Origin of the sequence: Streptomyces sp. enrichment culture (assembly GCF_964272895.1) — a bacterium.
Lineage (GTDB): Bacteria > Actinomycetota > Actinomycetes > Streptomycetales > Streptomycetaceae > Streptomyces.
Genome location: NZ_OZ186832.1, coordinates 1,081,215 through 1,105,401 on the forward strand (window position 1 = coordinate 1,081,215; position 24,187 = coordinate 1,105,401).

22 protein-coding genes are annotated in these 24,187 nt (G+C 74.9%); 11 read left to right on the forward strand and 11 right to left on the reverse strand.

Going from position 1 to position 24,187, the window contains the following annotated elements; translation table 11 throughout:
* Positions 1-181 precede the first annotated feature (181 nt).
* The 3 genes from ACSU6M_RS04855 to ACSU6M_RS04865 all read left to right on the forward strand — a co-directional run bounded on the left by ACSU6M_RS04855 (position 182) and on the right by ACSU6M_RS04865 (position 5,907).
* Positions 182-1,591, forward strand: a complete 1,410-nt coding sequence (locus ACSU6M_RS04855; RefSeq protein ID WP_437067355.1) for an SWIM zinc finger family protein — start codon at positions 182-184, stop codon at positions 1,589-1,591.
* The gene (locus ACSU6M_RS04860; RefSeq protein ID WP_437067357.1) at positions 1,588-4,305 is read left to right on the forward strand and encodes a DUF7824 domain-containing protein; all 2,718 of its coding nucleotides are present in this window, start codon (positions 1,588-1,590) and stop codon (positions 4,303-4,305) included. The genes ACSU6M_RS04855 and ACSU6M_RS04860 overlap by 4 nt, the downstream gene beginning before the upstream one ends.
* 165 nt (positions 4,306-4,470) lie before the next feature.
* Positions 4,471-5,907, forward strand: coding sequence for a GNAT family N-acetyltransferase (locus ACSU6M_RS04865; protein ID WP_437067359.1), 1,437 nt, complete (start codon positions 4,471-4,473; stop codon positions 5,905-5,907).
* A gap of 298 nt (positions 5,908-6,205) precedes the next feature.
* On the opposite strand, the gene ACSU6M_RS04870 is transcribed toward ACSU6M_RS04865, so the two are convergent.
* On the reverse strand, positions 6,206-7,423 hold the full coding sequence (locus tag ACSU6M_RS04870; RefSeq protein ID WP_437067361.1) for a trans-sulfuration enzyme family protein: 1,218 nt from the start codon (positions 7,421-7,423) through the stop codon (positions 6,206-6,208).
* 61 nt (positions 7,424-7,484) lie between these two features.
* Here ACSU6M_RS04870 and ACSU6M_RS04875 point away from each other — a divergent pair, with 61 nt between their 5' ends.
* Together ACSU6M_RS04875 and ACSU6M_RS04880 are read left to right on the forward strand one after the other, a co-directional pair.
* Positions 7,485-7,976, forward strand: a complete 492-nt coding sequence (locus ACSU6M_RS04875) for an Lrp/AsnC family transcriptional regulator (protein WP_437067363.1) — start codon at positions 7,485-7,487, stop codon at positions 7,974-7,976.
* A 33-nt stretch (positions 7,977-8,009) separates the two neighbouring features.
* Positions 8,010-9,701 carry a DUF885 domain-containing protein gene (locus ACSU6M_RS04880; RefSeq protein WP_437067364.1) on the forward strand — a complete coding sequence of 564 codons (1,692 nt, stop codon included), beginning with the start codon at positions 8,010-8,012 and terminating at the stop codon, positions 9,699-9,701.
* Positions 9,702-9,863: 162 nt separating this feature from the next.
* Here the strand turns inward: ACSU6M_RS04880 and ACSU6M_RS04885 are convergent, their stop codons facing one another.
* The gene (locus ACSU6M_RS04885) at positions 9,864-10,358 is read right to left on the reverse strand and encodes a rhodanese-like domain-containing protein (RefSeq protein ID WP_437067365.1); all 495 of its coding nucleotides are present in this window, start codon (positions 10,356-10,358) and stop codon (positions 9,864-9,866) included.
* A 174-nt stretch (positions 10,359-10,532) separates the two neighbouring features.
* On the opposite strand from ACSU6M_RS04885, the gene ACSU6M_RS04890 reads away from it, so the two are divergent.
* Positions 10,533-10,979 (forward strand): Lrp/AsnC family transcriptional regulator, encoded by a 447-nt coding sequence (locus ACSU6M_RS04890; protein WP_437067367.1) that lies wholly within the window; start codon positions 10,533-10,535, stop codon positions 10,977-10,979.
* On the opposite strand, the gene ACSU6M_RS04895 is transcribed toward ACSU6M_RS04890, so the two are convergent.
* Complete coding sequence (locus ACSU6M_RS04895) at positions 10,973-13,948, reverse strand: AAA family ATPase (RefSeq protein WP_437067368.1); 2,976 nt, start codon at positions 13,946-13,948, stop codon at positions 10,973-10,975. The genes ACSU6M_RS04890 and ACSU6M_RS04895 overlap by 7 nt on opposite strands.
* Positions 13,945-15,108 carry an exonuclease SbcCD subunit D gene (locus tag ACSU6M_RS04900; RefSeq protein ID WP_437067370.1) on the reverse strand — a complete coding sequence of 388 codons (1,164 nt, stop codon included), beginning with the start codon at positions 15,106-15,108 and terminating at the stop codon, positions 13,945-13,947. Before ACSU6M_RS04900 ends, ACSU6M_RS04895 begins: the two co-directional genes overlap by 4 nt.
* Before the next feature lie 179 nt (positions 15,109-15,287).
* On the opposite strand from ACSU6M_RS04900, the gene ACSU6M_RS04905 reads away from it, so the two are divergent.
* From ACSU6M_RS04905 to ACSU6M_RS04915, 3 genes are read left to right on the forward strand one after another with little or no spacing between them, the layout of a single operon-like run.
* A complete protein-coding gene (locus ACSU6M_RS04905; RefSeq protein WP_437067371.1) occupies positions 15,288-17,801 on the forward strand; it encodes a tetratricopeptide repeat protein in 2,514 nt (837 codons plus the stop codon).
* Positions 17,802-17,851: 50 nt separating this feature from the next.
* A complete protein-coding gene (amcB, locus tag ACSU6M_RS04910; protein WP_437067373.1) occupies positions 17,852-18,985 on the forward strand; it encodes a cyclophane-forming radical SAM peptide maturase AmcB in 1,134 nt (377 codons plus the stop codon).
* The gene (locus ACSU6M_RS04915; protein ID WP_437067375.1) at positions 18,948-19,187 is read left to right on the forward strand and encodes a hypothetical protein; all 240 of its coding nucleotides are present in this window, start codon (positions 18,948-18,950) and stop codon (positions 19,185-19,187) included. Before amcB ends, ACSU6M_RS04915 begins: the two co-directional genes overlap by 38 nt.
* 8 nt (positions 19,188-19,195) lie before the next feature.
* On the opposite strand, the gene ACSU6M_RS04920 is transcribed toward ACSU6M_RS04915, so the two are convergent.
* The 3 genes from ACSU6M_RS04920 to ACSU6M_RS04930 are packed head-to-tail and all read right to left on the reverse strand — an operon-like array spanning position 19,196 to position 21,142.
* Positions 19,196-19,822 (reverse strand): YigZ family protein, encoded by a 627-nt coding sequence (locus ACSU6M_RS04920; RefSeq protein WP_437067377.1) that lies wholly within the window; start codon positions 19,820-19,822, stop codon positions 19,196-19,198.
* Between the two features lie 37 nt (positions 19,823-19,859).
* Positions 19,860-20,402: a SixA phosphatase family protein gene (locus ACSU6M_RS04925; protein ID WP_437067379.1), complete on the reverse strand. Its 543-nt coding sequence runs from the start codon at positions 20,400-20,402 to the stop codon at positions 19,860-19,862.
* Positions 20,399-21,142 (reverse strand): hypothetical protein, encoded by a 744-nt coding sequence (locus ACSU6M_RS04930; RefSeq protein WP_437067381.1) that lies wholly within the window; start codon positions 21,140-21,142, stop codon positions 20,399-20,401. The genes ACSU6M_RS04925 and ACSU6M_RS04930 overlap by 4 nt, the downstream gene beginning before the upstream one ends.
* A gap of 172 nt (positions 21,143-21,314) precedes the next feature.
* Here ACSU6M_RS04930 and ACSU6M_RS04935 point away from each other — a divergent pair, with 172 nt between their 5' ends.
* Positions 21,315-21,722, forward strand: a complete 408-nt coding sequence (locus ACSU6M_RS04935; protein ID WP_437067383.1) for a CoA-binding protein — start codon at positions 21,315-21,317, stop codon at positions 21,720-21,722.
* A gap of 46 nt (positions 21,723-21,768) precedes the next feature.
* Here the strand turns inward: ACSU6M_RS04935 and ACSU6M_RS04940 are convergent, their stop codons facing one another.
* The 3 genes from ACSU6M_RS04940 to ACSU6M_RS04950 are packed head-to-tail and all read right to left on the reverse strand — an operon-like array spanning position 21,769 to position 23,022.
* Positions 21,769-22,449: a hypothetical protein gene (locus ACSU6M_RS04940; RefSeq protein WP_437067384.1), complete on the reverse strand. Its 681-nt coding sequence runs from the start codon at positions 22,447-22,449 to the stop codon at positions 21,769-21,771.
* Positions 22,446-22,676: a hypothetical protein gene (locus ACSU6M_RS04945; RefSeq protein WP_437067385.1), complete on the reverse strand. Its 231-nt coding sequence runs from the start codon at positions 22,674-22,676 to the stop codon at positions 22,446-22,448. The genes ACSU6M_RS04940 and ACSU6M_RS04945 overlap by 4 nt, the downstream gene beginning before the upstream one ends.
* A gap of 46 nt (positions 22,677-22,722) precedes the next feature.
* The gene (locus ACSU6M_RS04950) at positions 22,723-23,022 is read right to left on the reverse strand and encodes a hypothetical protein (protein ID WP_437067387.1); all 300 of its coding nucleotides are present in this window, start codon (positions 23,020-23,022) and stop codon (positions 22,723-22,725) included.
* Between the two features lie 219 nt (positions 23,023-23,241).
* On the opposite strand from ACSU6M_RS04950, the gene ACSU6M_RS04955 reads away from it, so the two are divergent.
* Positions 23,242-23,787, forward strand: coding sequence for a DUF1353 domain-containing protein (locus ACSU6M_RS04955; RefSeq protein ID WP_437067388.1), 546 nt, complete (start codon positions 23,242-23,244; stop codon positions 23,785-23,787).
* Between the two features lie 7 nt (positions 23,788-23,794).
* Here ACSU6M_RS04955 and ACSU6M_RS04960 read toward each other — a convergent pair whose 3' ends face one another.
* Complete coding sequence (locus ACSU6M_RS04960) at positions 23,795-24,157, reverse strand: ArsR/SmtB family transcription factor (protein WP_437067389.1); 363 nt, start codon at positions 24,155-24,157, stop codon at positions 23,795-23,797.
* Between the last annotated feature and the right edge of the window lie 30 nt (positions 24,158-24,187).

Here is a 24,187-nt window from a genome sequence, read left to right on the forward strand (position 1 = left end):
GCTCCCGTCGCCCGTCGGCCGACCGCTGCCGAAGTCCGTCGGTCGACCGCTCCCGGAGTCCGCCGGCCGACCGTCCCCGGAGCCCGTCGGCCGACCGTCCCCGCAGTCCGTCAACCGCCCCTCGATGAGGGCGTTTTCGCAGGTCGGACGGATTGTCAGTGGTCGCCTCTACGGTTTTCCCATGACGCGATCCTTGCAGGCCGTGACCTATCGGCGACCCTCCGTGCTGGAATCATCGGCGGACGGGCGGCGGCTGGGGCTGGAGACCTCCCGCGGGGCGACGCCGGGAGGTGCCGAGGACCATCCGCGGTTCTTCTCCGGGTTCCTGACGTCCCCTCAGGCCGCGTCCGCCGCGCTGCTGGCCGTGGCCGACGTGGCGGCCGCGCGCTACTACCAGCCGCAGCGCCCGGCGTCCCTGGACCCGGTCGTCACGGGCAACGGCGACCGGCTGCGCTTCGAGTCGTTCTCCGGCTGCGGCGGCGTGTACGCCCGGCTCGATGTGCTGGCGCCGGGCCTGGACGGCGGCGCGGTGGGGCACGGCACCACGAACGTGGACGTCAACAACCCCTTGCGCGAGGCGCTGTCGCGGCTGGGCTCGGACGATCCGCTGCACCTGCGTGTGGGCCCCGAGGAGTTGGCGGTGACCACGCTCGGCGGTCCGGTCGTGGAGAAGAAGGTGCCGCTGCCCGACCGATGGCTGCGCGGCTTCGCCGAGGCCCAGGTCGTCGCGGCGGGGTTCGAGCAGCGGGCCGAACTGCCCGCCGCCGAGGCGGTGCGGTTCCTGCGGTCACTGCCGCGCACGGCCTCCTCCGCGCGCGGAGGGGCGTCGACCACGCGCTGGGTGGTGCCCATGGGCAGGATTCTCCGGCCCACGACACGTCCGGTACCGGGCGCGGTGTGTCTGCCGGGCCCGGAGCGGCTGGTGGCGCTGCAGCGCGTACTGCGGTTCGCGACGGCCCTGCGGGTGTACGGCCCGACGGGCGCCGCGCACGCCGCCACGGCGACCGCCTGGGAGGTCGTGCTGCCCGGCATGCGGCTGACCCTGACGCTGTCGCCCGACGCCTCGCGCGGGTTCTCCGGCGAGGGCGGTGTGCTGGAGGCGCTCGCCACCGACGAGGCCGTGGGCGACGCGGAGCTGATCTCCGTGCTGCTGGCCTGGGAGCCACGCGTGGACGTCGCCGAGCTGGCGGCCGACTCCGGGCTTCCGGCGGAGCGGGTGCGGGCGGCGCTGGTGCGGCTCGGCACATCGGGGCGCGTGGGGTACGACGCGGCGGAGGCCGCCTACTTCCACCGGGAGCTGCCCTACGACGCCGAGCGCGTCGAGCGGCACAACCCGCGGCTGCGGTCGGCGCGCTCCCTGCTTGAGGCGGGCGCGGTGGCTGTCGACGGGGTGCTGGCGACGGTCACCGCCGAGGACGGTCATGTGCACCGGGTGCGTGAAGCGGCGGGGGTGCTCAGCTGCAGCTGCCTGTGGTGGGCGAGATATCGAGGCGGGCGCGGGCCGTGCAAGCACGCGCTGGCGGTACGGATGGCACGGCGCGGCGGCGCCGGGAGGACGCCGGGGACGGGATACGACGGGGGTGTGCGATGAACACGGTGACGGAAGCGATGCGGGGCGAGGGGACGCGCGCTGATGAGCCGGTCGGTCTTCTGGATGCCGTGCGGGCGGGGCGTACCTCCGAGGTCGTGAGTCTGCTGGACGGGATGACGGACGCCGAACGGCGGGCGTGTCTCCCGGAGTTGAAGGCGCTGCGCAAGGAGCTGCGGACGGCGCGGTGGACCGCGGAGAGCCGTCGTGCCCTGCCCGCGCTGCACGCGGCCGGAGCGGCGTGCCAGACGGGCGCCGCGGGGGTGGCGAACTGGCTCGCGGCGACCGATCTGCGCTGGGCGCAGGCGTCTCCCCGGCTGCTGCTGCATCTGCTCGGCGACCGGGACCCGCGGTGGCTCGCGGACGTGGCGCACCGGCTGGCCCGGCGGCCGGTCACCGCCCGGGTGCCCTATGAGCTGATGGCCGGGCTGGTACGGCTGGCCGGCTGCCCGGTCCCGGTGACCGACGCCTATGTGCGCGGCTGGCTCGACCACATCGACCAGGGGTGGCGGCACGGCGGCACCAAGCTGGACCGGCTGCGCCGCGACCCGCATCTGGTGCCGCTGGTGGCCGCGCTGATGGAGACGGACGAGGTCGGCAGCCGCCTGGAATGGCCGCACGACGACGGTCCGGACAGCTGGACCGGCGCCCTGGCCCGGCTCGCCGACGAGGGGACGCTGGACCGCGGGACGCTGGTGGACGCCTGCGTGGCCCGGCTGCTGCGCGGCGGTTCCGCCGCCGATCAGCGGGTGTTCCTGCGCCTGCTGGACGCCCTCGCCCTGACCCGCGCCGAGGAGCGGTCACGGGTGGCCGACTGGCTGGCGCTGGCGTCGGACGCGGTGTCCCCGGTGGCCGCGCACGCCCAGAGCGTGCTGGCCGCGCTCGCCCTGGACGGCGACCTCACCACGCGCCGGCTGGCCGACATGTCGGCGGCGGTGTTGTTCCGCCCGGAGAAGAAGCTGGTGCGCTCCCAGCTCGTCCTGCTGGGCAAGGTGCTGCTGCGGTCGCCGGGTGGTGCTCCGGAGCTGCTGCCGGCCGCCGCGCAGGCGTTCGGGCATGCGGACGCGGAGGTGCAGGAGCGGGCGCTGAAGCTCGTGGAGCGGCATCTGGCGAAGCTGGACTCGCCCGCGCTCCGGGGTGAGCTGGCGCTGTCCGCCGAGCAGTTGATCCCCTCCTTGCGCGAGCGGGCGGCCCGCACGCTGGGCCTCGGGCCCTGCCTCGGGGAGCCGGTGGTGCACGAGGAGGTCCTCCCGCCGGTGCCCGAGCCGGTGCGGCTCGCGCCGCCTCCCGAGTCCGCCGCGGAACTCGCCGAGGAGATCGGCGCGGTGATGCTGTCGGGCGGCGACGTGCCGTCGTTCGAGCGGGCCCTGGACGGTCTGGTCCGGCATGCCCACCGCGACCGGAAGGGGCTCGTGGAGGCGCTGGCCCCGGTCGTCGACCGCCGCTGGTGGGCTGCCGCGCCCCCCGTGTACGGGATCCGTCCGGCGGACCACTTCGGGCCCGAGCACCGCGTCCTGTCCACCGCCGCCGAGGCGTTCGACCTGCTCCTGGCCACGCTCCACGGCACCGTGCACACCCCGGCTCTGCGCGCGGCCGCGGCCGACGCGACGCGCGGCCACGCCGAGGACTGCGTCCACGCGCCCCTGGCCCGCGCCTTCGACGCCCGTCTGTGGGAGGTGGCCCACCGGCTGCGCACCGACCCGCTGCCGTTCCTGCTGTCCACGCCGACCTGGAGCACGGGCCTGCTGGAACCCGAGGTCCTGGTGGACCGGCTGGTCGCTTACCACCGCCTGGGAGCACGGCCGGCCGAGCAGGACTTCGCCCAGGCCCTGCTGCGGGTGCGGCGCGCGGACCGCGCCACGGCCGAGCACGCCGCCGAGCGGGCCCTGGCCCTGGGCACGGCGGAGGGCGCGCGGCTCGCACGCCGGCTGACCTCGCCTCCCGCGGAGCCCGCGGGACACACCCGGCGCGAGGGAGCCCTGATCCTGGTGGAGATCGGCGAAGTCGACGACGTGCCCGCGGACTTGCCCGCCGCCCCGCGCTCGCTCGGCGATCCGGTGAGCGTCTCCATGGCCCATCGGTACTGCCACCACTGGAGCGAGGAGATACGCCCGCACTGGCTCGCCCTGCTGCCGGAGCGGCGTGAGGCGGTGGCGGCACGGTTCCTGTGGGACCTCGCGGCGCTCGCCGTCGAGGACAGCCGCGGGGCCGGGCGGCTACTGCCCCTGATCGCCGAGTCCGGCGGGGAGGCGGGGCCCGCCGTGCACCTCGGGATCGCGTACGGGCTCGGGGCCCGGCATGCCGAGGACCGGCTCGCCGCGGTGGACGCGCTGCTGACGCTGACCGCGCGCGGGCAGCTGGTGCCGGAGCGGCTGGGCGCGGCCCTGGGCCGGCTGGTCCGCAGCGGTGCGGTGAAGCCGCTGCGGCTCGCCGAGTCGGCGCGTACGGCCGCGGCCACCGGGGCGAACTCCACGCTGTGGGGCGTCCTGCGGCACACCCTGCCGGTGCTGCTCGCCGACCTGGCCGCCGCCGACGGGGCGAGACCCCAGCGGGGGCTCGGGGACCTGCTGGCCGTGGCCGCCGCCTGTGCCGAGCGGTCCGGGGCGCAAGGGGAACTGCCGTATCTGGAGCGGACGGTGGCGCGACGGGGCTCGTCCCGCCTGGTCGCCGAGGCGCGTCGGCTGCACCGGGCGCTCACCGGGGAGGCGGCGGCATGACGTAGTCGGCATGTCCTTCAGGAGGGGACAACACAAGGGTCAGATGTGGACCACGCAATCGTCAAAAGAGCAATAAAAGGCGCAGAAGCGTCCTTAACCCATCGGACACAAAGCGTTCGTGATCACGCAACACCTTTCCTCCACAGTGTCTGTATGAAGCGAAACATGTCTGATGTGACGCGGGCGCGGCACGGCCGCCCCGTCCACCACTGGCGCCGGGACGTGGTCGAACTCGCCGCCCTGTTCACGGCCGTCGCGGTGGCCGACGCCGTGGCGAACCTGATCGGGCACGGCCCCGACGGCCCCGAGCTGCTGGTGGTCTCGGCGGTGGTGCTGATGGCCACGGCGGCGTTCCACACCTGGTGGGCACGGCGCCACGGGCACGCGCCTCCGACGAGTGATACCGGTGCCCGGCCGCACTCCGCGCAGGGTGCGGCCGGGCAGGGGCCGTCCGCCGAGGGGGCGGCCGGGGAGAGCGCGCTGTGGCGGATGCGGACGACGGTGAAGGACGCGCCCGGTTCGCTGGCCGCGCTGTGCACGGCACTGGCGGAGCGGCGGGTGGACATCCTCACGCTGCAGACGCACCCGCTGGGTGAGGAGACGGTGGACGAGTTCCTGCTGCGCTCCCCCGGCGGGGTCACCGCGTCGGAGATCACCCGCCTGGTGGCAGGGGCGGGCGGGGCCCACACCTGGATCGAACGGGCCGACGCCCACGACCTGGTCGACGCTCCCACCCGGGTGCTGGGGCTGGCCACCCGCACGGCCCTGGACACGGCCGAGCTGCCGCTGGCCCTGCGGCAGTTGCTCGGCCGGTGCACCATCCGTTCGCTGCCGGCCGCGCCGGTCGGCGCCGGGGACGCGGGCCGGACGGACGGTGGTCCGGTGGAGGGCGCGCTGGAGGACACGGTGATGCGTCTGCGGGCACCGGAGGGTGGCGTGATCACCGTGGAGCGGCCGTATCTGCCGTTCACACCGACGGAGTTCGCGCGGGCGCGGGCGCTCGTGGAGCTGGACGCGCGGCTCGGGCCGCGGGTGCCGCGCGGCCAGGACGTGCTGATGCTGCCGGAGGGCAACCCCATCACGGTGCGCCGGGCGGACACGGCGGACCTCGCCGCGGCGAAGGAGATGCACGAGCGGTGCTCTTCACAGACGTTGAGCATGCGGTACCACGGGCCGGTCAAGGATGCCGACCGGTATCTGAACCACCTGCTCAGCCCGCGGTTCGGCCGGACGATCGCCGCGCGGACGGCGTCGGGGCGGATCGTGGGGCTCGGGCATCTGCTGTGGGACGGGGACGAGACGGAGATCGCGCTGCTCGTCGAGGACACCTGGCAGCGGCGGGGCATCGGCCGGGAACTGCTCGGGCGGCTGGTCGCCATGGCGGCCGAGGCGGGCTGCGACAGCGTGTACGCGGTGACGAAGGCCGCGAACACCGGGATGGTCGCGGCGATGCGGGGCCTGGGCCTGCCGCTGGACTACCAGATCGAGGAGGGCACGCTGGTGATCACCGCGCGGCTCGCTCCGCTGGGTGCGCCGGGAAGTGCCGTGGAGGCGGCTCGGCAGCTGTCGGGTGGGGGCGAGTTCAGGGACGAGGCGCCGTAGGGGCGGGGGGCGCGGGGCGGCCGCGGGTTTCGCTGCGGCTCGTCACGCGGTTCCCCGCACCCCTTGAGGCGTTGCCGGACTTTAGGCATTGCCTGCCTGAGGACTTACCGGGCGTGAGGCGCTGCCGGGCTGCTTGAGGCGCTGCCTGGTTGCTTGTGGCACTGCCTGGCCTGAGGTTCTGCCTGGCTTGGGCCGGTGCCGGGCGGCTTGAGGCGTTACGTGGCCTCAGACCTTGCCGGGCAGACCTTGCCGGGCCGTCGGCTCAGGCGCCGACACCGGCACCGGCACCGGCGCCGGCTCAGACGCCGGCCACCGTCTCGCGTGCCGCCCCGGTCCGCGTCGTCGTCGGCTCGCCGAGCGCCCGGTCCAGGTCGGCCCACAGGTCGTCGACGTCCTCCAGGCCCACCGACATCCGCAGCAGGCGGTCGGAGACGCCGGCGCCGCGGCGGTCGTCGGCGTCGACGATGCGGTGGCTGATGGAGGCGGGGTGCTGGATGAGGGTGTCGACGCTGCCGAGGCTGACCGCCGGAGTGATCAGACGGACGTTCGCGATCACCTCGTGCGGGTCGCCGTGCACCTCGAAGGCGACCATCGCGCCGCCGATGCGCGGGTAGTGGACACGGGCGACGCGCGGGTCGGCGGCGAGGCGGCGGGCGAGTTCGGCGGCGTTGTCGGAGGCGGCGCGCACCCGCACCGGCAGGGTGGACAGGCCGCGCAGCAGGAGGTAGCCGGCCAGCGGGTGCAGCACACCGCCGGTGGCGAACCGCACCTGCCGCAGCCGCCCGGCGAACTCCTCGTCGCAGGCGACCACGCCGGCCATGACGTCGCCGTGGCCGCCGAGGTACTTGGTGGCGCTGTGCAGCACCAGACGGGCGCCGTGCTCGGCGGGCCGCTGGAGGACCGGTGTGGCGAAGGTGTTGTCGGCGAGCAGCGGGACCGAGCCGCAGGCGTGGGCGACGGCCTTGAGGTCGACCTCGGCGAGGGTCGGGTTGGCCGGGGACTCGACCATGACGAGACCGGTGTCGGGGCGCAGCGCGTCGGCGATGCCGGCCGGGTCGGTCCAGGTGACCTCGGAGCCGAGGAGTCCGGCCGTGAGCAGGTGGTCGCTGCAGCCGTACAGGGGGCGTACGGCGACGACGTGGCGCAGGCCCATGGAGGCCCGTACCAGCAGGACCGCGCTGAGGGCGGCCATGCCGCTGGCGAAGGCGACGGCGGCCTCGGTGCCCTCCAGCCGGGCCAGGGCGGTCTCGAACCGGGCGACGGTGGGGTTGCCCAGGCGGGCGTAGACGGGCGGGCCGTCCGGTTCGGCGCCCGTTTCGGCGAAGGCGTCGATGCGGGCGGCCTCGCCACGGCTGTCGTAGGAGGGGTAGGTGGTGGACAGGTCGATCGGCGGGGCGTGCAGTCCCTGGCGCGCGAGGTCGTCGCGTCCGGCGTGCACGGCCTCGGTGGCCAGGGCCCGGGATGCGGGGCGCCGGCCGGCAACAAGGCCCTTGGGCGTGTCCATGTCGGTGTCCATGGACGGAAAGGGTGAACACCGGCCGGGTCACAGGAATCGAACACCGTGCTACGTTCGGCGAGTGGCCGAATCTGTCGTACTGGATCCGGTCGATCTTCAGCTGCTGACCCTGCTGCAGAACGACGCACGGACGACCTACCGCGATCTCGCCGCCCAGGTGGGCGTCGCCCCGTCGACCTGCCTGGACCGGGTGACCCGGCTGCGGCGGGCGGGCGTGATCCTCGGGCATCAGCTGAGGCTGGATCCGGCCAAGCTGGGCCGCGGGCTCCAGGCGCTGCTGTCGGTGCAGGTCAGACCGCACCGGCGGGAGCTGGTGGGGCCGTTCGTGGAGCGGATCCGGGCGCTGCCGGAGTCGCTGACCGTGTTCCATCTGACGGGCCCGGACGACTATCTGGTGCATGTGGCCGTGGCGGACATGACGGATCTGCAGCGGCTGGTGCTGGACGAGTTCACATCACAGCGGGAGGTGGCGCGGGTGGAGACCCGGTTGATCTTCCAGCGGTGGGACTGCGGGCCGCTGCTGCCGCCTTCGCCCTCGGCGCAAACAGGGTGACGGGCGGCGTCCCCCTCCACCAGGATGGGCCGCATGTCTCAGACCAAGACCCCGCTGCCCCGTGAGGTCGCCGACGCCTATGTCGACGACCTCGTCGCCCTCGATCCGGTCACCGGTACGTACCTCGGTGTGAAGGAGAGTTCGAGCCGTCTGCCCGACCTCTCGCCCGCGGGCCAGGAAGCGCTCGCGGCGCTCCAGCGGGCCACGCTCGCGCGGCTCGACGAGGCGGAGCGGCAGCCCGGCGCGGACAGTGACATCGAGCGGCGCTGCGCACGGCTGCTGCGGGAGCGGCTGACCGCCGAGCTCGCCGTGCACGAGGCCGACGAGGGGCTGCGGGCGGTCGGCAACATGGCCACGCCCGCCCACTCGGTGCGCGAGATCTTCACCGTCACGCCGACGGAGACCGACGAGGACTGGGCGGCGATCGCCGAGCGGCTGCGCGCGGTACCGGGGGCGCTGGCGGGCTACCGGGAGTCGCTGACGCTGGGCCTGGAGCGCAAGCTGTACGCGGGTCCGCGGCCGACGGCCACGTTCGTGGAGCAGCTCGGCGAGTGGACGGACACCGACGGCGAGGGCCGCGGCTGGTTCGAGGACTTCGTCTCGGCCGGCCCCGAGGCGCTGCGCGCCGAGCTGGACGAGGCCGCGCGCGGTGCGACGGCCGCCGTGGTGGAACTGCGGGAGTGGATGCGGCAGGTGTACGTCCCGGCGATCGAGGGCGCGCCGAACACGGTGGGCCGCGAACGCTACGCCCGCTGGTCCCGCTACTACAACGGCACCGACCTCGACCTGGACGAGGCGTACGCCTACGGCTGGTCCGAGTACCACCGGCTGCTCGGCGAGATGAAGAAGGAGGCCGAGAAGATCCTCCCCGGCGCCGAGACGCCGTGGGTGGCGCTCGCCCACCTAGACGAGCACGGCCGGCACATCGAGGGCGTCGACGAGGTCCGCGAGTGGCTGCAGGGCGTGATGGACCGGGCGATCGAGGCGCTGGACGGCACGCACTTCGAACTCGCCGAGCCGGTACGGAAGGTGGAGTCCTGCATCGCGCCGCCCGGCAGCGCGGCCGCCCCGTACTACACCCAGCCGTCGGAGGACTTCTCCCGGCCGGGCCGCACCTGGCTGCCGACGATGGGGCAGACCCGGTTCCCGGTGTACGACCTGGTCTCCACCTGGTACCACGAGGGCGTGCCGGGCCACCACCTCCAGCTCGCGCAGTGGACGTACGTCGCCAAGAACCTCTCCCGCTACCAGGCCACCATCGGCGGGGTCAGCGCCAACGCCGAGGGCTGGGCGCTGTACGCCGAGCGGCTGATGGACGAGCTGGGCTTCCTGACCGACCCGGAGGAGCGCCTCGGCTATCTGGACGCGCAGATGATGCGCGCGGCGCGGGTCATCGTCGACATCGGCATGCACCTGGAGCTGGAGATCCCGGCGGACTCGCCGTTCCACCCGGGCGAGCGCTGGACGCCGGAGCTGGCGCAGGAGTTCTTCGGCGCGCACAGCAGCCGTCCGACGGACTTCGTGGAGAGCGAGCTGACCCGCTACCTCACGATCCCCGGCCAGGCCATCGGCTACAAGCTCGGCGAACGCGCCTGGCTCCTCGGCCGCGAGAACGCCCGCAAGCGCCACGGCGACGCCTTCGACCTCAAGTCCTGGCACATGGCGGCCCTCTCGCAGGGCTCGCTGGGCCTGGACGATCTGGTGGACGAACTCTCGGCCCTCTGACGAGCGAGCGGGGGCGGCGCGGCGACCGGGCCTTGCCGCCCCCGCGTCCTCACCGCGCCGCGGCCGGGGGCGGGGAACTGCGCGACCAGCCCACGACGGCCGGCGGCCGCGACACCGCAGATCCCCTACGGCCCGAGCCCCCGCTCCCCCAGCGGCGGCGCTTCAGCAGCCGCAGTCCTCCGCGCCCACCGGCGCCGTCAGCGGGTCGGCGTCCCGCTGCTCACGCCCCTCCCACGTCTCGTAGGCGAAGCCCTCCCGCACCCAGTACTCGAAGCCGCCGAGCATCTCCTTGACCTGGTAGCCGAGTTCGGCGAGGGCGAGCGCGGCGCGGGTGGCGCCGTTGCAGCCGGGGCCCCAGCAGTACGTCACGACGGGCACGGACTTGTCGAGGAGCTGCTCGGCCTGCTCGGGGATCTGCGCGGTCGGCAGGTGGACGGCGCCGGGGATGTGGCCCTGGTCCCAGCACTCGGTGGAGCGGGAGTCCAGGACGACGAAGCCGGGGTCGCCGCCGGCGGAGAGGGCGGCGGCCACGTCGGAGACGTCGGCGTGGAAGACGAGGCTGGCGCGGAAGTAGGCGGCGGCCTCGGCCGGGGCGGCGGGGGCGACGCGCAGGACGGGGTTGACGGCGGGGGCGGTGGTGGCGGTGATGGTGGTCATCGCGGGGCCTTTCTCGCTGACTGCTCACTGACGCTCGTCACTGACCGCGCTGTCACTGACTGTTCCGATCCGGTGTCGACGATCAGAAATCTACGGCCGTCGATCCTCGTCCTGAAGGGCCGTTCCCCGGCCTGCCCCTTGATCCGCCGGGGATTCCCCTGCTATCCCTCCCTCATGACCGCGTTTTCCCCGGACGCCACCGACTGGCGCATCCTCGACGTCCTCCAGCGCGACGGACGGGCCAGTTTCGCCGAGCTGGCCCGGGCCGTGTCGATGTCCGCGAGCGCGGTGACCGAGCGGGTGCGCCGGCTGGAGGAGGCCGGGGTGATCCAGGGGTACGCGGCGGTGGTGGACCCGGACCGGCTGGGGCTGCCGATCCTGGCGTTCGTGCGCCTGCGCTACCCCAACGGCAACTACAAGCCCTTCCACGACCTGGTGGCCGCGACGCCGGAGATCCTGGAGGCGCATCATGTGACCGGCGACGACTGCTTCGTCATCAAGGTCGCCGCCCGTTCGATGCGGCACCTGGAGGAGGTGTCCGGGAAGATCGGCGCCTTGGGCTCGGTGACCACCAGCGTCGTCTACTCCTCCCCGCTCCCCCGGCGCCCCCTCGGTCAGTGACCGCGCTGCCGCAGCGCGGACCCCGATCTGCCCTTGACGACCTCCAGCTGCGCGTGGATCCGGCGGCGCAGGTCGGGCACATGGCTGACGATGCCGACGCTGCGGTCGCGTTCGCGCAGTGAGTCCAGGACGTCCAGGACCTCGTCGAGGGTCTGGTCGTCGAGGCTGCCGAAGCCCTCGTCGATGAACAGGGTGTCCAGGCGCACCCCGCCCGCCTCGTCGGTGACGACGTCCGCGAGGCCGAGGGCGAGGGCGAGGGAGGCGAAGAAGGTCTCGCCGCCGGACAGGGTCGCCGTGTCCCGTTCGCGTCCGGTCCAGGCGTCGACGACATGCAGACCGAGACCGCTGCGGCCACGGCCGGAGCGGTCGTCGGAGTGGACGAGGGTGTAACGGCCGGAGGACATCCGCAGCAGTCGTACGGTCGCGGCGGCGGCCACCTGCTCCAGGCGGGCGGCCAGGACGTAGGACTCCAGACGCATCTTGCGTTCGTTGTCCGGCGAGGTGCCCGCGGCGAGGGTGGCCAGCCGGGCGACGCGGTCGTGCTCCTCGCGCAGCGGGGCCAGCCGTCGGACGCCGACGGCCGCGCGCGCGGACAGCTTGTCGAGCTCGGCGCAGCGCCGGGCGGCGGCGTCGCGCGCGGAGGCGGCCTCGCGCAGCCGGCGGGCGGCGTCGGCGGCGGCCTGCTCGGCGCGGGCGAGGTCGGCGGGCGGCAGCTGGGCGGCGGCCGCGGTGTCGGCCTCGGCGAGGACGGCCCGTACGGCGGCCTCCTCCTGCTGCCAGGCGTCCAGGCAGCGTTGCAGCTCACGGTGGGCGGTGTCGTCGAGCAGCGCCTCGGCGGCGGCCCGCGGGGTGTCGAAACCGGCCCGGAAGGCGGCGTCGGCGAGCCGGGCGTCGGCGTCCTTGAGCCGCTGGGCGGCGTCCTCGGCGGCACGGGCGGCGGCCGCCGCGGCGTCGAGCAGCGCGGCCTGCCGCTCCAGCTGCGCGGCCCGCGCGGCAACGCTGTCCAGGGCGCCGCGCGCCTCGGCCAACTCGCCCTCCAGTACGGCCCGTTCCCGGTCAAGCGCGTCGCGGCGGGCCGCGCGGGACGCCGAACGGACCTCGGCCTGCCGGCGGGCGTCGGTGCGCCTGCGGTGCTCCTCCTCGGCGCGGCGCAGCTCCTCGTGGGCGGGGTGCAGGTCGGAGGCCGCCCTGCGGGCCTGCGCATGGCGCCGCTCCAGGTCCTCGGCCTCCTCCCTCAGCTGGGCCGTGGGGCTGTCACCGGCCTCGGCGGTGGCGGCTGCCAGCGCCTCCCTGAGACCGGCGAGGCGGCGCTCGTCCTCGGTGCGCTGCTCCTCGGCGCGTTGGGAGGCGGCCAGCGCCCGCTCCTCCGCGTCGCGGTCGACATGCCCGGCGATCCGGCGGGCGGGCGCCGGGTGCTCGGTGGCGCCGCAGACGGCGCAGGGTTCGCCGTCGCGCAGGCCGGCGGCGAGTTCGGCGGCGATGCCGGTGAGCCGCTGTTCCTTGAGGTCGAGCCAGTGGGCGCGGGCCTGGACCGCGCGCTCGGCGGAGGCGAGGGCCTGCCGCTGTGCGGCCTCGGTGTCGGCGGTGAGCCGGTCGCGGCGTACGGCCGCCTCCAGCCGCCTGCGGGCCGGTTCGCGCTGTACGGCGAGCTGTTCGGCGCGGGTGGCGGCTTCCTGGGCGGCGTCGATACGGGCCTGGAGGGCGGCGCGTCCGGCCTCCCACTCGGCGAGCCAGCCGTCGGCCTCGGCGAGGACGTCCTCGTCGGCGCGCTCCTGCCGGTCGAGTCCCGCCCGTTCGGCGAGGAGTTCGGCCAGTCGCTGCTCGGCGCGCCGGGCGGACTCCAGGCCGCCCAGTTCCTCGGCGGCCCGGCGCGCGGCGGCCGCGAGCCCGGCGGCGCCCGCGTCGGCGAAGGAGGCGGGGAGCAGGGCACGCGCGTGTGCCTCGGCGGCGGCCGCCCCGCGGTGCTCGGCGTCGGCGGCGTCGCGCAGCTCCAGTGCCGGCGCCACCGCCTCCGCCTTGCGGGCCCGTTCCATGCGTTCCCGGTCCGCGCGGTGGGCGTCGGACCGCTCCTGGAGCAGCCGCGCCCGCTCCCGCGCCTCGGCGAACCGCCGTTGCAGCCGGGCGGTCTCGCGTACGTCGGCCAGGGCGCGCTCGGCGGCGGCCTGGGCGGACTCGGCGGCGGCGAGCCCGCAGTGGGCGATGGTGAGCTGCTCGCGCGCGGTGGAGCGGGCCACGGCGGCGGCGCTCAGCACCGCGTCGGCGAGGCCCGGCTCCCCCGGTGCCAGCGCGGGCAGCTCCATGGCGCCGCCCGCGGCCTGCTGCATGCGGTGCGCGTCGGCGAGCAGCGCGGCGTCCCCCTCGCGCACCCCGGCCTCGGCGCCGCGGCGGCGCTCGGCGAGCCGCTTCTCGACGTCGGCGAAGCGCTGGGTGTCGAAGAGCCGCCCGAGGAGCTTGCCGCGGGCCTCGGCGTCGGCGCGCAGGAAGCGGGCGAAGTCGCCCTGGGGCAACAGCACGACCTGGCAGAACTGCTCCCGGCTCATGCCGAGCAGCTGGGTGATCTCCTCGCCGACCTCCTGATGCGACCGGCTGAGGTCGCTCCAGGCACCGGCCTTGTACTCGCGCAGCCAGGTCTGGGCCTTGTCGAGCGTGGTGCCAAAGCCCCGCTTCTTCGGGCGCTCCCAGGGCGGCTGCCGGGTGATCTCCAACCGCCGTCCGGCGACGGTCAGTTCGAGGGTGACAGACGTGCGTGTGGCGGGCGCGGCGTGGTCGCTGCGCAGGGCCGTGCCGAGGCGGGCGCCGGGCACCGAGCCGTACAGGGCGTAGCAGACGGCGTCCAGGACGGAGGTCTTGCCGGCGCCGGTCGGTCCGTGCAGCAGGAACAGTCCGGCGGCGGACAGCGCGTCGAAGTCGACGGTGTGGGAGGCGCCGAAGGGGCCGAAGGCGGTCAGGTCGAGGCGGTGCAGCCTCATCGGGCCACCTCCCGGGCGGCCGCGTCCGCGCGGACGGCGTCGAAGGCGTCCCGCAGCACGGCCCGCTCCCGCTCGTCGGGCCCGGCGCCGCGCACATGGGCCACGAAGTCCTCGGCGATCTGCTCGTCGCTGCGGCCCGCCAGGCGCCGGGCGTAGGAGACCTCGGGGTCGTCGGGTGCCCGTTCGGGCTCGAAGACCAGGCTCAGGGTGTGCGGGAAGCGCTCGGCGAGCCGGGCCATGGGGTCGGCCGGGCGGACGGCGTCGGTGAGGGTGGCCTCCACCCAGGACTCCTCGTGCACGTCCAGGGCGGGGTCGTCGAGCAGTTCCTCCAGGGTGCCGCGCAGCCGGGCCAGCGGGCGCGGCACCGGGCAGTCCACGCGCTCGGCCCCGACGCGCCCCTCCGCGTCCAGGTCGACGAGCCACATGCTCTTGCGGTGGCCGGCCTCGGAGAAGGAGTACGGCAGCGGGGAGCCGGAGTAGCGCACGCGCTCGGTGAGGGTCTGGCAGCCGTGCAGATGCCCCAGCGCCACATAGTCGACTCCGTCGAAGACGCCGGCCGGGACGGCCGACACACCGCCCACCGCGATGTCGCGCTCGCTGTCGCTGGCCTCGCCGCCGGTGACGAAGGCGTGCGCGAGGACGACGCTGCGGGTGCCGCCCGCGCGCGTGGCGAGGTCGGCGCGGACCCGTTCCATGGCCGCGGCGAGCACCGCCTCGTGCCCCGGCTTCTCCACCCCGAACTCGTCCTTGACCAGGGCCGGTTCGAGATACGGCAGCCCGTAGAAGGCGACGTCCCCGAAGGCGTCCCGCAGCACCACGGGTGTCCCGCACGCGGCCGGGTCGGTGCGCAGATGGATCCCGGCCCGCCCGATCAGCCCGGCGCCGACGCCGAGCCGCCGCGCGGAGTCGTGGTTGCCGGAGATCATCACCGTGGGCACACCGAGGTCGGCCAGCCGGTGCAGGGCCTCGTCGAAGAGCTCCACCGCGGCCAGCGGCGGCACCGCCCGGTCGTACACGTCTCCCGCCACGACCACCGCGTCCACCTCGCGCTCGCGCGCGGTCGCGACGAGGTGACCGATGAACTCGGCCTGGGCGCCGAGCATGTTCACCCGGTGGAACGCCCGGCCCAGATGCCAGTCGGAAGTGTGCAGGAGCCTCATGATCCCCGAGACTAACGGCCGGGTCTGACATCGCGGGCGGTTGCTCCCGTATCGCCGGTCATGACCCGCCTCGCATACGTCAGTTATGTCCGGGTTACTCCCGATCGATGCCCCCTGGTGTGCCCTGATACCCCCGTCACACCTGCCGGGCACCCGCCTTTCGCGGCAGGATGGACCAGGTGAGCGGGGACACATACGGCGGGGATCGGATCGACTTCCGTAACGGGACATTCCGGGGCGAGGCGATCGGGAAGAAGGTGGAGCATCACCACCACTACGGACCCATGCCGCACGTAGAGGACGCGCTTCCCCCGGCTGCCGCGGAGTTCACCGGACGCGAGGAGGAACTGGACGCCCTGCTGGCGGCCCTGGCTCCGCACGACGCGCCCCGCGACGACGACCACCGCGGGACGAGCGGCACCGACTCCCGCACGGACGGCACGAGCCGCCACCCGACCAGCGCCACCGACGCCCGCACCGACGCCACCGGCCGCCACCCGGCCAACGACACCGACCCCGACACCCACGACACCAACCGCCCCGCGACCAGCGACACCGACCCCCGCACCGACGACACCGACGACACCGGCGGCACCGACGACACCGGCGACACCGGCGGCACCGGCCGGACCCCTCCCGCCCCTCCCACCCCCGTGCCCGTCACCGCCGTCGCCGGTCTCGGTGGTGTGGGCAAGACCGCCCTCGCCGTGCGGGCCGCTCACGCGGCGCGGGAGCGCGGCTGGTTCCCGGGCGGCGCGCTGTTCGTCGACTGCCATGGCTACGACGAGACGCCCGCCGGCCCCGAACAGCTGCTGGAGGCCCTGCTGCGCGCCCTGGGCGTGGCGGCCGCGCATGTGCCGGGCACGCTGGACGAGCGGGCCGGCCTGTACCGCTCGGTCCTGGCCGAGCGGGCCCGCACGCGCGGCCGGGTGCTGATCGTGGTCGACAACGCCTCGCACCCCGCGCAGGTCAGACCGCTGCTGCCCGGCCACACCGCGCACCGGGTGCTCGTCACCTCGCGGGACACCATGCCCCAGCTCGGCGCCCAGCAGCTGGCTCTGGACATCCTGCGGCCGGAGGTGGCGCGGGACGTCCTGAGCGCGGCGCTGCGCACGGCGGCCCCCGCCGACCCGCGCGTCCGGGACGACCCGGCAGCGACCGGGCGGCTGTGCACCCTGTGCGGGCACCTCCCGCTGGCGCTGCAGATCGCGGCCGCCCTGCTGATCGCCGATCCGGGCAAGCCGGTGGCGGAACTCGTGGCGGAACTGGCCGGCTCCGCCACGGTCCTCGACCACCTGGACGACGGCGAGCGGGGCGTGCGGGCCGCCTTCGACCTGTCGTACCGCCGACTCGGCCCGGGGCCCGCCCGGCTGTTCCGCCTCTTGGCACTCGCCCCCGGCTCGGAGACCGGCGACGAGGCGATCACCGTGCTGTCCGGGGCCGACGCCCTGCCCCGGCGGGACCTCGACGTGCTGGTCCGCGCGCATCTGGTCGCCCCCGGCAGCGTCCGGGGCCGCTGGACGCTGCACGACCTGGTGCGGGCGTACGCCCTGGACCGCGTGTCGGGTCAGCAGGAGCTGCGGATCGAGGGCACGCATGCGCGTGCCCGGCTCCTCGCCCACTACCGGCGGCGGGCCGAGGCCGCCGACTGGTACCTGCAGGGCCGTTCGGGCAAGGCGCCGGACGACGCCGGTTTCGACGGGCCCGAGGACGCGCTGCGCTGGCTCGACGGCGAGCGGACCGGACTGATCTCCGCCGCGCTGTGGGCGGCCGACCCCGCCCACGCCCGCGACGGTCTGGGACTGGCGCTGGGTCTGCACGGGTATCTCACCTGGCGGCGCTACTTCGACGACGCCGTGTCCGTCTACCGGTGCGCCACCGAGGCGGCCCGCGCGCTGGGCGACGGCTCCGCCGCGGGCAGGGGCTACAACCGTCTCGCGCTGGCCCTGCGCAACAACCGCAGGATCGAGGAGGCCGTCGCCGCCCACACGCGGGCCTGCGAGATCCACCAGGAGCTCGGCGACCGGTTCGAGGAGGGGAAGTCCTGGGACATGCTGGGAGTCTCCCTGACCGAGGCACGCCGGTACGACGAGGCGATCGAGGCCCATGAGCGCGCCCGCGCGCTGGTGCACCCGTTCGGTGACGCGCAGGTCGAGGCATCGCCCTGGAACAACCTCGGCCGCGCCCTGTTCAAACTGGGCCGCCACGACGAGTCGGTCGTCGCGCTCACCCGGGCCCGCGAGATGTTCCGTTCGGTCGGCGACCGGCTGCGCGAGGCGACCGCCACCAACAACCTGGGGCGCTCCTTACGGGAGACCGGGCGCCCGGAGGCGGCCCTGGCCGCGCACACCACCGCGCGCGCGGTCTTCGAGGAGCTGGGCGCCCGCGAGCGTCTCGCGACGGCGTGGAACGACTGCGGTACGGCCCTGTCCGCGCTCGGCCGGTTCGACGAGGCCGTCGACGCCCATCTGCGCGCCGTAAGGGAGTTCGAGGAGCTGGGTGACCGGCACCGGCAGGCGGTCGCGGGCAACGACCTCGGCGTCACGCTCCGGCGCGCGGGCCGCCCCGAGGAGGCGCGCGAGGTGCACCTTGCGGCCCTGCGCCTCTTCCGGGAGCTCGCCGACTCCCACCGCGAGGGCGAGACGCTGGCCCACCTCGCCGCCACGCGGGCATGCACGGCGGGCGACCGATGAGGCGGCCGCCCACCCCCACCTCACCGCGCCTCGCGAGGACGAGCTCCCTGGTGCTCCTCCAGCCGACGCCGCTGTGCAACCTCGACTGCCCCTACTGCTATCTCCCCTCCCGAGGGCTCGCCCGCCTCATGGCCCCCGACGTGGCCGACGCCGTCGCCGAGACGGTGGCCGCCTGGTCGGAACTCCACCCGGTCACGGTGCTGTGGCACGGCGGCGAACCGCTCACGGCGGGCGTGGCCGGACTGCGGGGGCTGCTCGACCGGTTCCCCAGGGGCCGCGCGCACCCCGTACGCCACGCCGTGCAGACCAATGCCACGCTGATCGACCACGAGTGGTGCCGGCTGTTCCGCGAGCGACGGATCAAGGTGTCCGTCAGCGTCGACGGCCCCGGCCCGGGCACCGGTCCGGGCACCGCCCCCCACACTGCTCCCCTCGCCGGTCCTCCCACCGGGCGGCCCGACCGCCGCGGCCGGGACAGCACCGACCGCGCGCTGCGCGGCATCGCGCTGCTCAAGGAGCACGGCATCCCGTTCGGCGCCATCGCCGTCGTGTCCGACCCTTCTGCGGGCAGGGCGGCCGACCTGCACGAGTGGTTCACCGCGCTCGGCTGCCGCGTCCTCGGGGTGAACCTGGTGGAACGCAAGGGCGTGAACGACTGGTGCGTCCGCGACGAGGAGAACGTCGCGGACTTCTGGGCGGCGCTGGCCGCCCGCGGACGCGCCGACCGGCGCATGTCGCTGCGTGACCTGGAACATGCCTGGCGGTACGTCAGGGCGGAGCTGTCGGGTACGGCCGGGGGGTGGGCCGGCCTGCCGGCGGATCCGCTGCCCATGGTCACCTGGGACGGCCAGGTGGTCCCGCTCAGCCCGGACCTCGCGGGGTTCTCCTCCGCGCGCCACGGCCCGTTCACCGTCGGCGATGTACGGGAGTCCGGCCTGGACTGCTGTCTGGCCCGCGCCGAGGAGAACCCCTGGGTCGCCGAGGCCCTCGACGGGGTCGACGCCTGCCGGGCGGCGTGCGGGCTGTTCGCCTACTGCCGTGGCGGGCAGGCCGCCAACAAGTACTTCGAGACGGGCCGGCTGGACGCGACCGAGACCGCCTTCTGCCGCACCAGCCGGAAACTCCTCATGGAAGGACTGATGCGCGATGCGGAACGAGCCGCCGGACGGGCCCACGGGAATTGAGGACCGCATCCGGTCGCTGGACGCGGAGCTGCTCCCGCCACCGGACGCCGAGAACCCCGAGAACGGCGAAGGCGAGAACGGCGACGACACGGAGCGCCCCCGTCCCGCCACGCTCTACTCCGGCGGCACCGAACCCCCGATCCTGTCCCCGCAGAACCCCCCGCGGCCGACCCCGCGACCGACCCAGCGACCGTCCCCGTAAGCGGACCCTCAGACGTCTCCGTAGACCTCCCCGCCCAGCTCGAACCCGGCCGTCCCCGCGGTGGCGTCGGCGAGCCAGGCGCGGAAGGCGTCCACATCGGCGTCGGGGAGGCCGATCTCGAGGGTCACCTGCTCGGCGTAGCGCACGTCGCGGACCTCGCGGCCGGTGGCGCGCAGGTCGTTCTGGACCTTGCCGGCGCGCTGGTGGTCGACGGTGACGGTGGCCAGGCGGAAGCGGCGGCGGGTGATCGTGCCGAGGGTGTCGATGGCCTCGCCGACGGCTCCGCCGTACGCCCTGATCAGGCCGCCCGCGCCGAGCTTCACGCCGCCGTAGTAGCGGGTGACGACGGCGACGACGTACCGCATGTCGCGGCGCAGCAGCATCTGCAGCATGGGGACGCCCGCGGTGCCGCCCGGTTCGCCGTCGTCGCTGGCCTTCTGCACCGAGGCGTCGGCGCCGATGACGTAGGCCCAGCAGTTGTGCGTGGCGTCCGCGTGCTCCTTGCGGACGCCCGCGATGAACTCCTGGGCCTCCTGCTCGGTGGCCGCGGGGGCGAGCGCGCACAGGAAGCGGGAGCGGTTGATCTCGGTCTCGTGCACGCCCGCGCGGGCGACTGTGCGGTACTCGTCCTGCATCCCGCCACCCTATGCGCTGCGCGCCGGCCCGCCGGGTCTAGGGCTTCCTGCCCCGCGGCACCACCATCTGGGTCAGCAGGGCGCAGCCGGGGGCGAGGGCCTGCCAGGTGTGGCCGTACCACGCGAGGACGGCGATCGCCGAGGTCGGGAACTTGGTGCGGACCGCGTCGAGGGCGTCGTCCAGGTCGCTGCCGGCGAGGGTGAGGACGAGGTCCTCCAGGCCGGGGTTGTGGCCGACCAGCAGCAGTGTCCGCACCTCGGGCGGGGTCTCGCGGGCCACGGCGAGGAGGTCGGGTACGTCGGCGGCGTAGAGGCGGGAGTCGAGCCGTACCGGTGGGGGCGTGCCCCACTGGGCGGAGGCCAGCTCCCAGGTCTGGCGGGCGCGTACGGCCGTGGAGCACAGGGCGAGGTCGGGCAGGCAGTCGGCGGCGGCGAGCGTCCGGCCGGCCACGGGGGCGTCCCGGCGGCCGCGCGGGGCGAGCGGGCGCTCGTGGTCGGGCACGCCCTGCGGCCGGGCCGACTTCGCGTGCCGCAGCACGACCAGCCGGCGCCGGGGCCCCGCTCCCGCGCGGGGCGTCACGCCGGGGCTCCCAGGTCGCGGGTGAGGTCGAGGCCGAGCAGCCGGTCGGCGTAGGCGTACGTCTCGAAGCGGGCACCGTCCGGCAGTTCCGGACCGGCGTCCTCCACCTGCTCCAGGACCCGCAGGACGGCGGGCAGGTCCAGGTCGTCCTCCCATGCCTCGCGCAGCCGCCCGCGTACCTCGGCGGGGATCGGCCGGGACGGTCCGCGCGCCCATCCGGCGACCGCCCGGCGCCAGCGCAGCAGCGTGTCCCGCGCCTCGGCCAGCGCGACCGCGTCCAGCCGGAGCGGTGCGGTGCGGGGGTGTGCCAGCAGGGCGAGGCGGAGCGCGGCCGGGTCGGCGTCGGCGGCGGTGGGGAGGTCGGGCGGCAGCGCGTGCACGGGCGCGACCGTGACATGGACGCCGTCGGGGGACACGCCCACGCCCCGCCCCTCCTCCACGACCTGGAGGACCTGTGCCTCGCCGAGCCCCACCCCGATCTCCCGGCTGTCCTCGAACGGCCGCACCCCCAGCGCCGCCGCGGCCGCCCGCAGTTCCGTCTCCTGCGGCGCGCCGGTCAGCACGGCCCACACCGGTGTGCCGCCCAACTCCAGCGCGCGCACCAGCAGGTCGGCGACCAGCAGCACACGCAGCGCCGTGAGGCCGGGGCCGGTGGCGTGGGCCTCGATCCGGGTCAGGCCCCGGCGGACGGGGGCGGCCGGGGCGGGCTCGCCGGTACGGGCGTCGATGATGCGCAGCACGAGCCGAGCGTAGGCGCGCGTGCCGCGGTGCGCAGTCCTCTCGTACGCATTCAGGTCAGGGCGTTGCCCGGCCGCGGTGGGAATCCCCGTGCGGCGGACGCTGTTGCCGCCCCTGGGCGGCATCCCGCCCGGCCCCGGACACGACCGGGGGACGACGACGAAGGAGGCCAGGGTGTACGGCGACGCAGCGACGGTCCGCAAGATCCTCACCGAGAGCGGTGACACGTGGGCCGTGGTCGGCCTGTCCGCCAACCGCAGCCGCGCCGCGTACGGCGTCGCCGAGGTCCTCCAGCGCTTCGGCAAGCGGATCGTCCCCGTGCATCCCAAGGCGGAGACGGTCCACGGCGAGCAGGGCTACGCCCGCCTCGAGGACATCCCCTTCGAGGTGGACGTGGTCGATGTCTTCGTCAACAGCGCTCTCGCCGGGGGCATCGCCGACGAGGCCGTGGCCAAGGGCGCGAAGGCCGTGTGGTTCCAGTTGGACGTCGTCGACGAGGCGGCGTACGCGCGCACCCGCGCGGCGGGGCTGGACATGGTCATGGACCGCTGCCCGGCGATCGAGATCCCCCGGCTGCGGTAGCGCGGGCCGCGGGGCGGCCGATCTCGGGCCGGCCCCGCGCTCACGTTCAGCGTGCCGTCGCCAGCAGGAACACCACCGCGCCCGCCACCACCGCGAACGCGCCCGCCATCGTGTGCACCCGCGCCCGGCGCAGGGCGCCGCGGACCTGCCAGGCGTGGGCGAGTTCGAGGAGGTCGCGGCGGCGGCGCAGGGCCTGGTCGGCGTTGGCGCGGGCCAGGCCCAGCCGGTACGTGGCCTCGGCGCGGCGGCGCGGGTCGGTCTCGTGGACGAGGAGCGCCTCCAGGTTGGCGGCGACCCTGCCGTGCAGCCGGCAGGCGGCGTCGAGTTCGGCGGGCGTGGTGCCGAAGGGGCCGTAGAACGCCCTGGGCGAGGCGGCCAGTTCGGTGTGCAGGTCCTTGAGCTCGCGCCGCTCGCGCGGGGTCGGGTCGGTGAGGACCCGCAGGGTCGTCAGGCGCGGGGTCAGGGCCTCGCCGGTGTGCCAGATCGCCCAGGCCACGCCCAGTACGGCCAGGGCCAGCCCGGCCGTCGCCAGCGCCAGGTCGCCGCCGTCGCCCACCTCGCCGATCCCGGCGAACGGCAGACCGCCGAGCATCACTCCGCCGACCGCGGCGAAGGCGGCGATGGTCCAGCGGGCGGTGGTGCGCATGTCGGTGACGGCGAGCTGGGCCGCGGAGACGAGGGGCGCCGCATCGGCCGGCGGCTGCTGCGGGTCGGGTGGGGTGGTCACCCCGGCTCCTGCCCGTCGGCTCCGTCATCGCGGCTCGGACCCCACCCGTCCCGGTCGAACCGGGTTTCGCGGATCAGGCTCCACTCGTCCCAGTCGATCCGGGTGGCACCGCCGACGTCCCCTCCGTAAGGCCCCCACTGTGTCCCGTCGTAGAACTCCACCTCTCCCCGCTCGTTGTACCGCACGCTCCCGATCTCCGGCTCGCCCGAGCCGTCGTCACTCGTCATCCCGCTCCTCCCCCTTGGGCCGCACAGGAGTTGATGTAGTACAGCTCTACCTCAACGACGTCCGCCGAACCCCCGTACCAGAACACGCGGGTGCCACCTGCCCGCCGCAGAAGGCCCGCGGGCGGGCGGAGTTGAGCGCCCGGTCGACGTCCGCGGCGACGAGCCTGCGGTGGTCTCCTGCGGTGAGGGTGCCGTCCCCGGCGGAGCGGCGCGCGGCTCCCCCGCTCAGCCGCACGGCGAAGGTGTGCCGCTTCGGGTCCAGGCCGACCGGGCCCTCGCGGGGGACGCCCAGGGGGGCGGATCGGTAGGCGAGTTCGAGGGTCGGCTCGGCCTGCCTGCCGCGCACCTTACAGGCGCCGGTGTCGCCGTCGGGCAGCCGGCCGCGGAAGGGGCACAGGGTGCACAGCCACCGTACCGCGGGTCCGTCCGGTGGGCGGCCGATCCCCGAGCCCCCGTATCCCAAGCTTGATGCCGCTGACGGGGCGACAGACCGCGCCCGCCGCGCTACACCGGAACCAGGGCGTCCGACGGGGCACGCCCGACACGATGGCGCGGGGTGGTCGCGATGCCGTTCGTCGACGGGAACATCGCCGTCAAGCAGATCGACGCCGAGACATGGGAGCTGCTGGAAGAGGTGGCCTACCGGGGGCGCGAGGACACGTTCACCGTGCCGGTCGGCTTCCGCACCGACTTCGCCTCGGTGCCCACCGTGTTCGTCTGGCTCATCCCCCGCTACGGCGTCTACACCAAGGCCGCCATCGTGCACGACTACCTGTGCCGGGAGGCACCGGTGAGCCGGGCCGAGGCCGACGGGGTCTTCCGGCGCGCCCTGCGCGAGCTCGGGGTGTCGCTGCTGCGGCGGTGGATCATGTGGGCCGCGGTGCGGGCGGGCGGCCGGCTGTCCGGGACCGGCGTGGGCGAGCTGCTGCTGTGGCTGCTGGTGACGGTGCCGGCCGTGGCGTTCCTCGCCGTTCCGGCGGTGGTGCTGACGGTCTGGCTCGCGCTGTTCTGGGTGCTGGAGTGGATCGCGTACGCCTTCGCCGGGCGCCGCACGGCCGGCCGGCGGAACGAGCCCAGCTTCATCGGCGCCCCGCGGTCGGACCAGACCTGACCTCCGCTCATTCCTCGTGCACGGGCCGGCCGGCGATGCGGTGGTCGGCCACGCTCAGCGCCTCGGCGACCAGCCGCCGCAGATGCCCGTCGCGCAGGGCGTAGACCACCCGGCGCCCCTCCTTGCGGGTGCTCACCAGCCCGGCGAGCCGCAGCCGCGCCAGATGCTGGCTGACCGCGGGCCGGGCGGCCCCGCACGCCTGCGTGAGCGTCGTGACGTCCGCCTCTGCCTCGGTCAGCGCATGCAGCAGCGCGAGCCGGGTGCGGTCGCCGAGCAGCGCGAGGAGCTCGGCCGCCAGCGCGAACTGCTCCTCGCCCGGAGTGCGCGGGTGCGCATCATGCGCAGATGACAGGTGCATGCGTGCGTTCATACGCACATAATGGCGCCGAGGAGCGGGTAC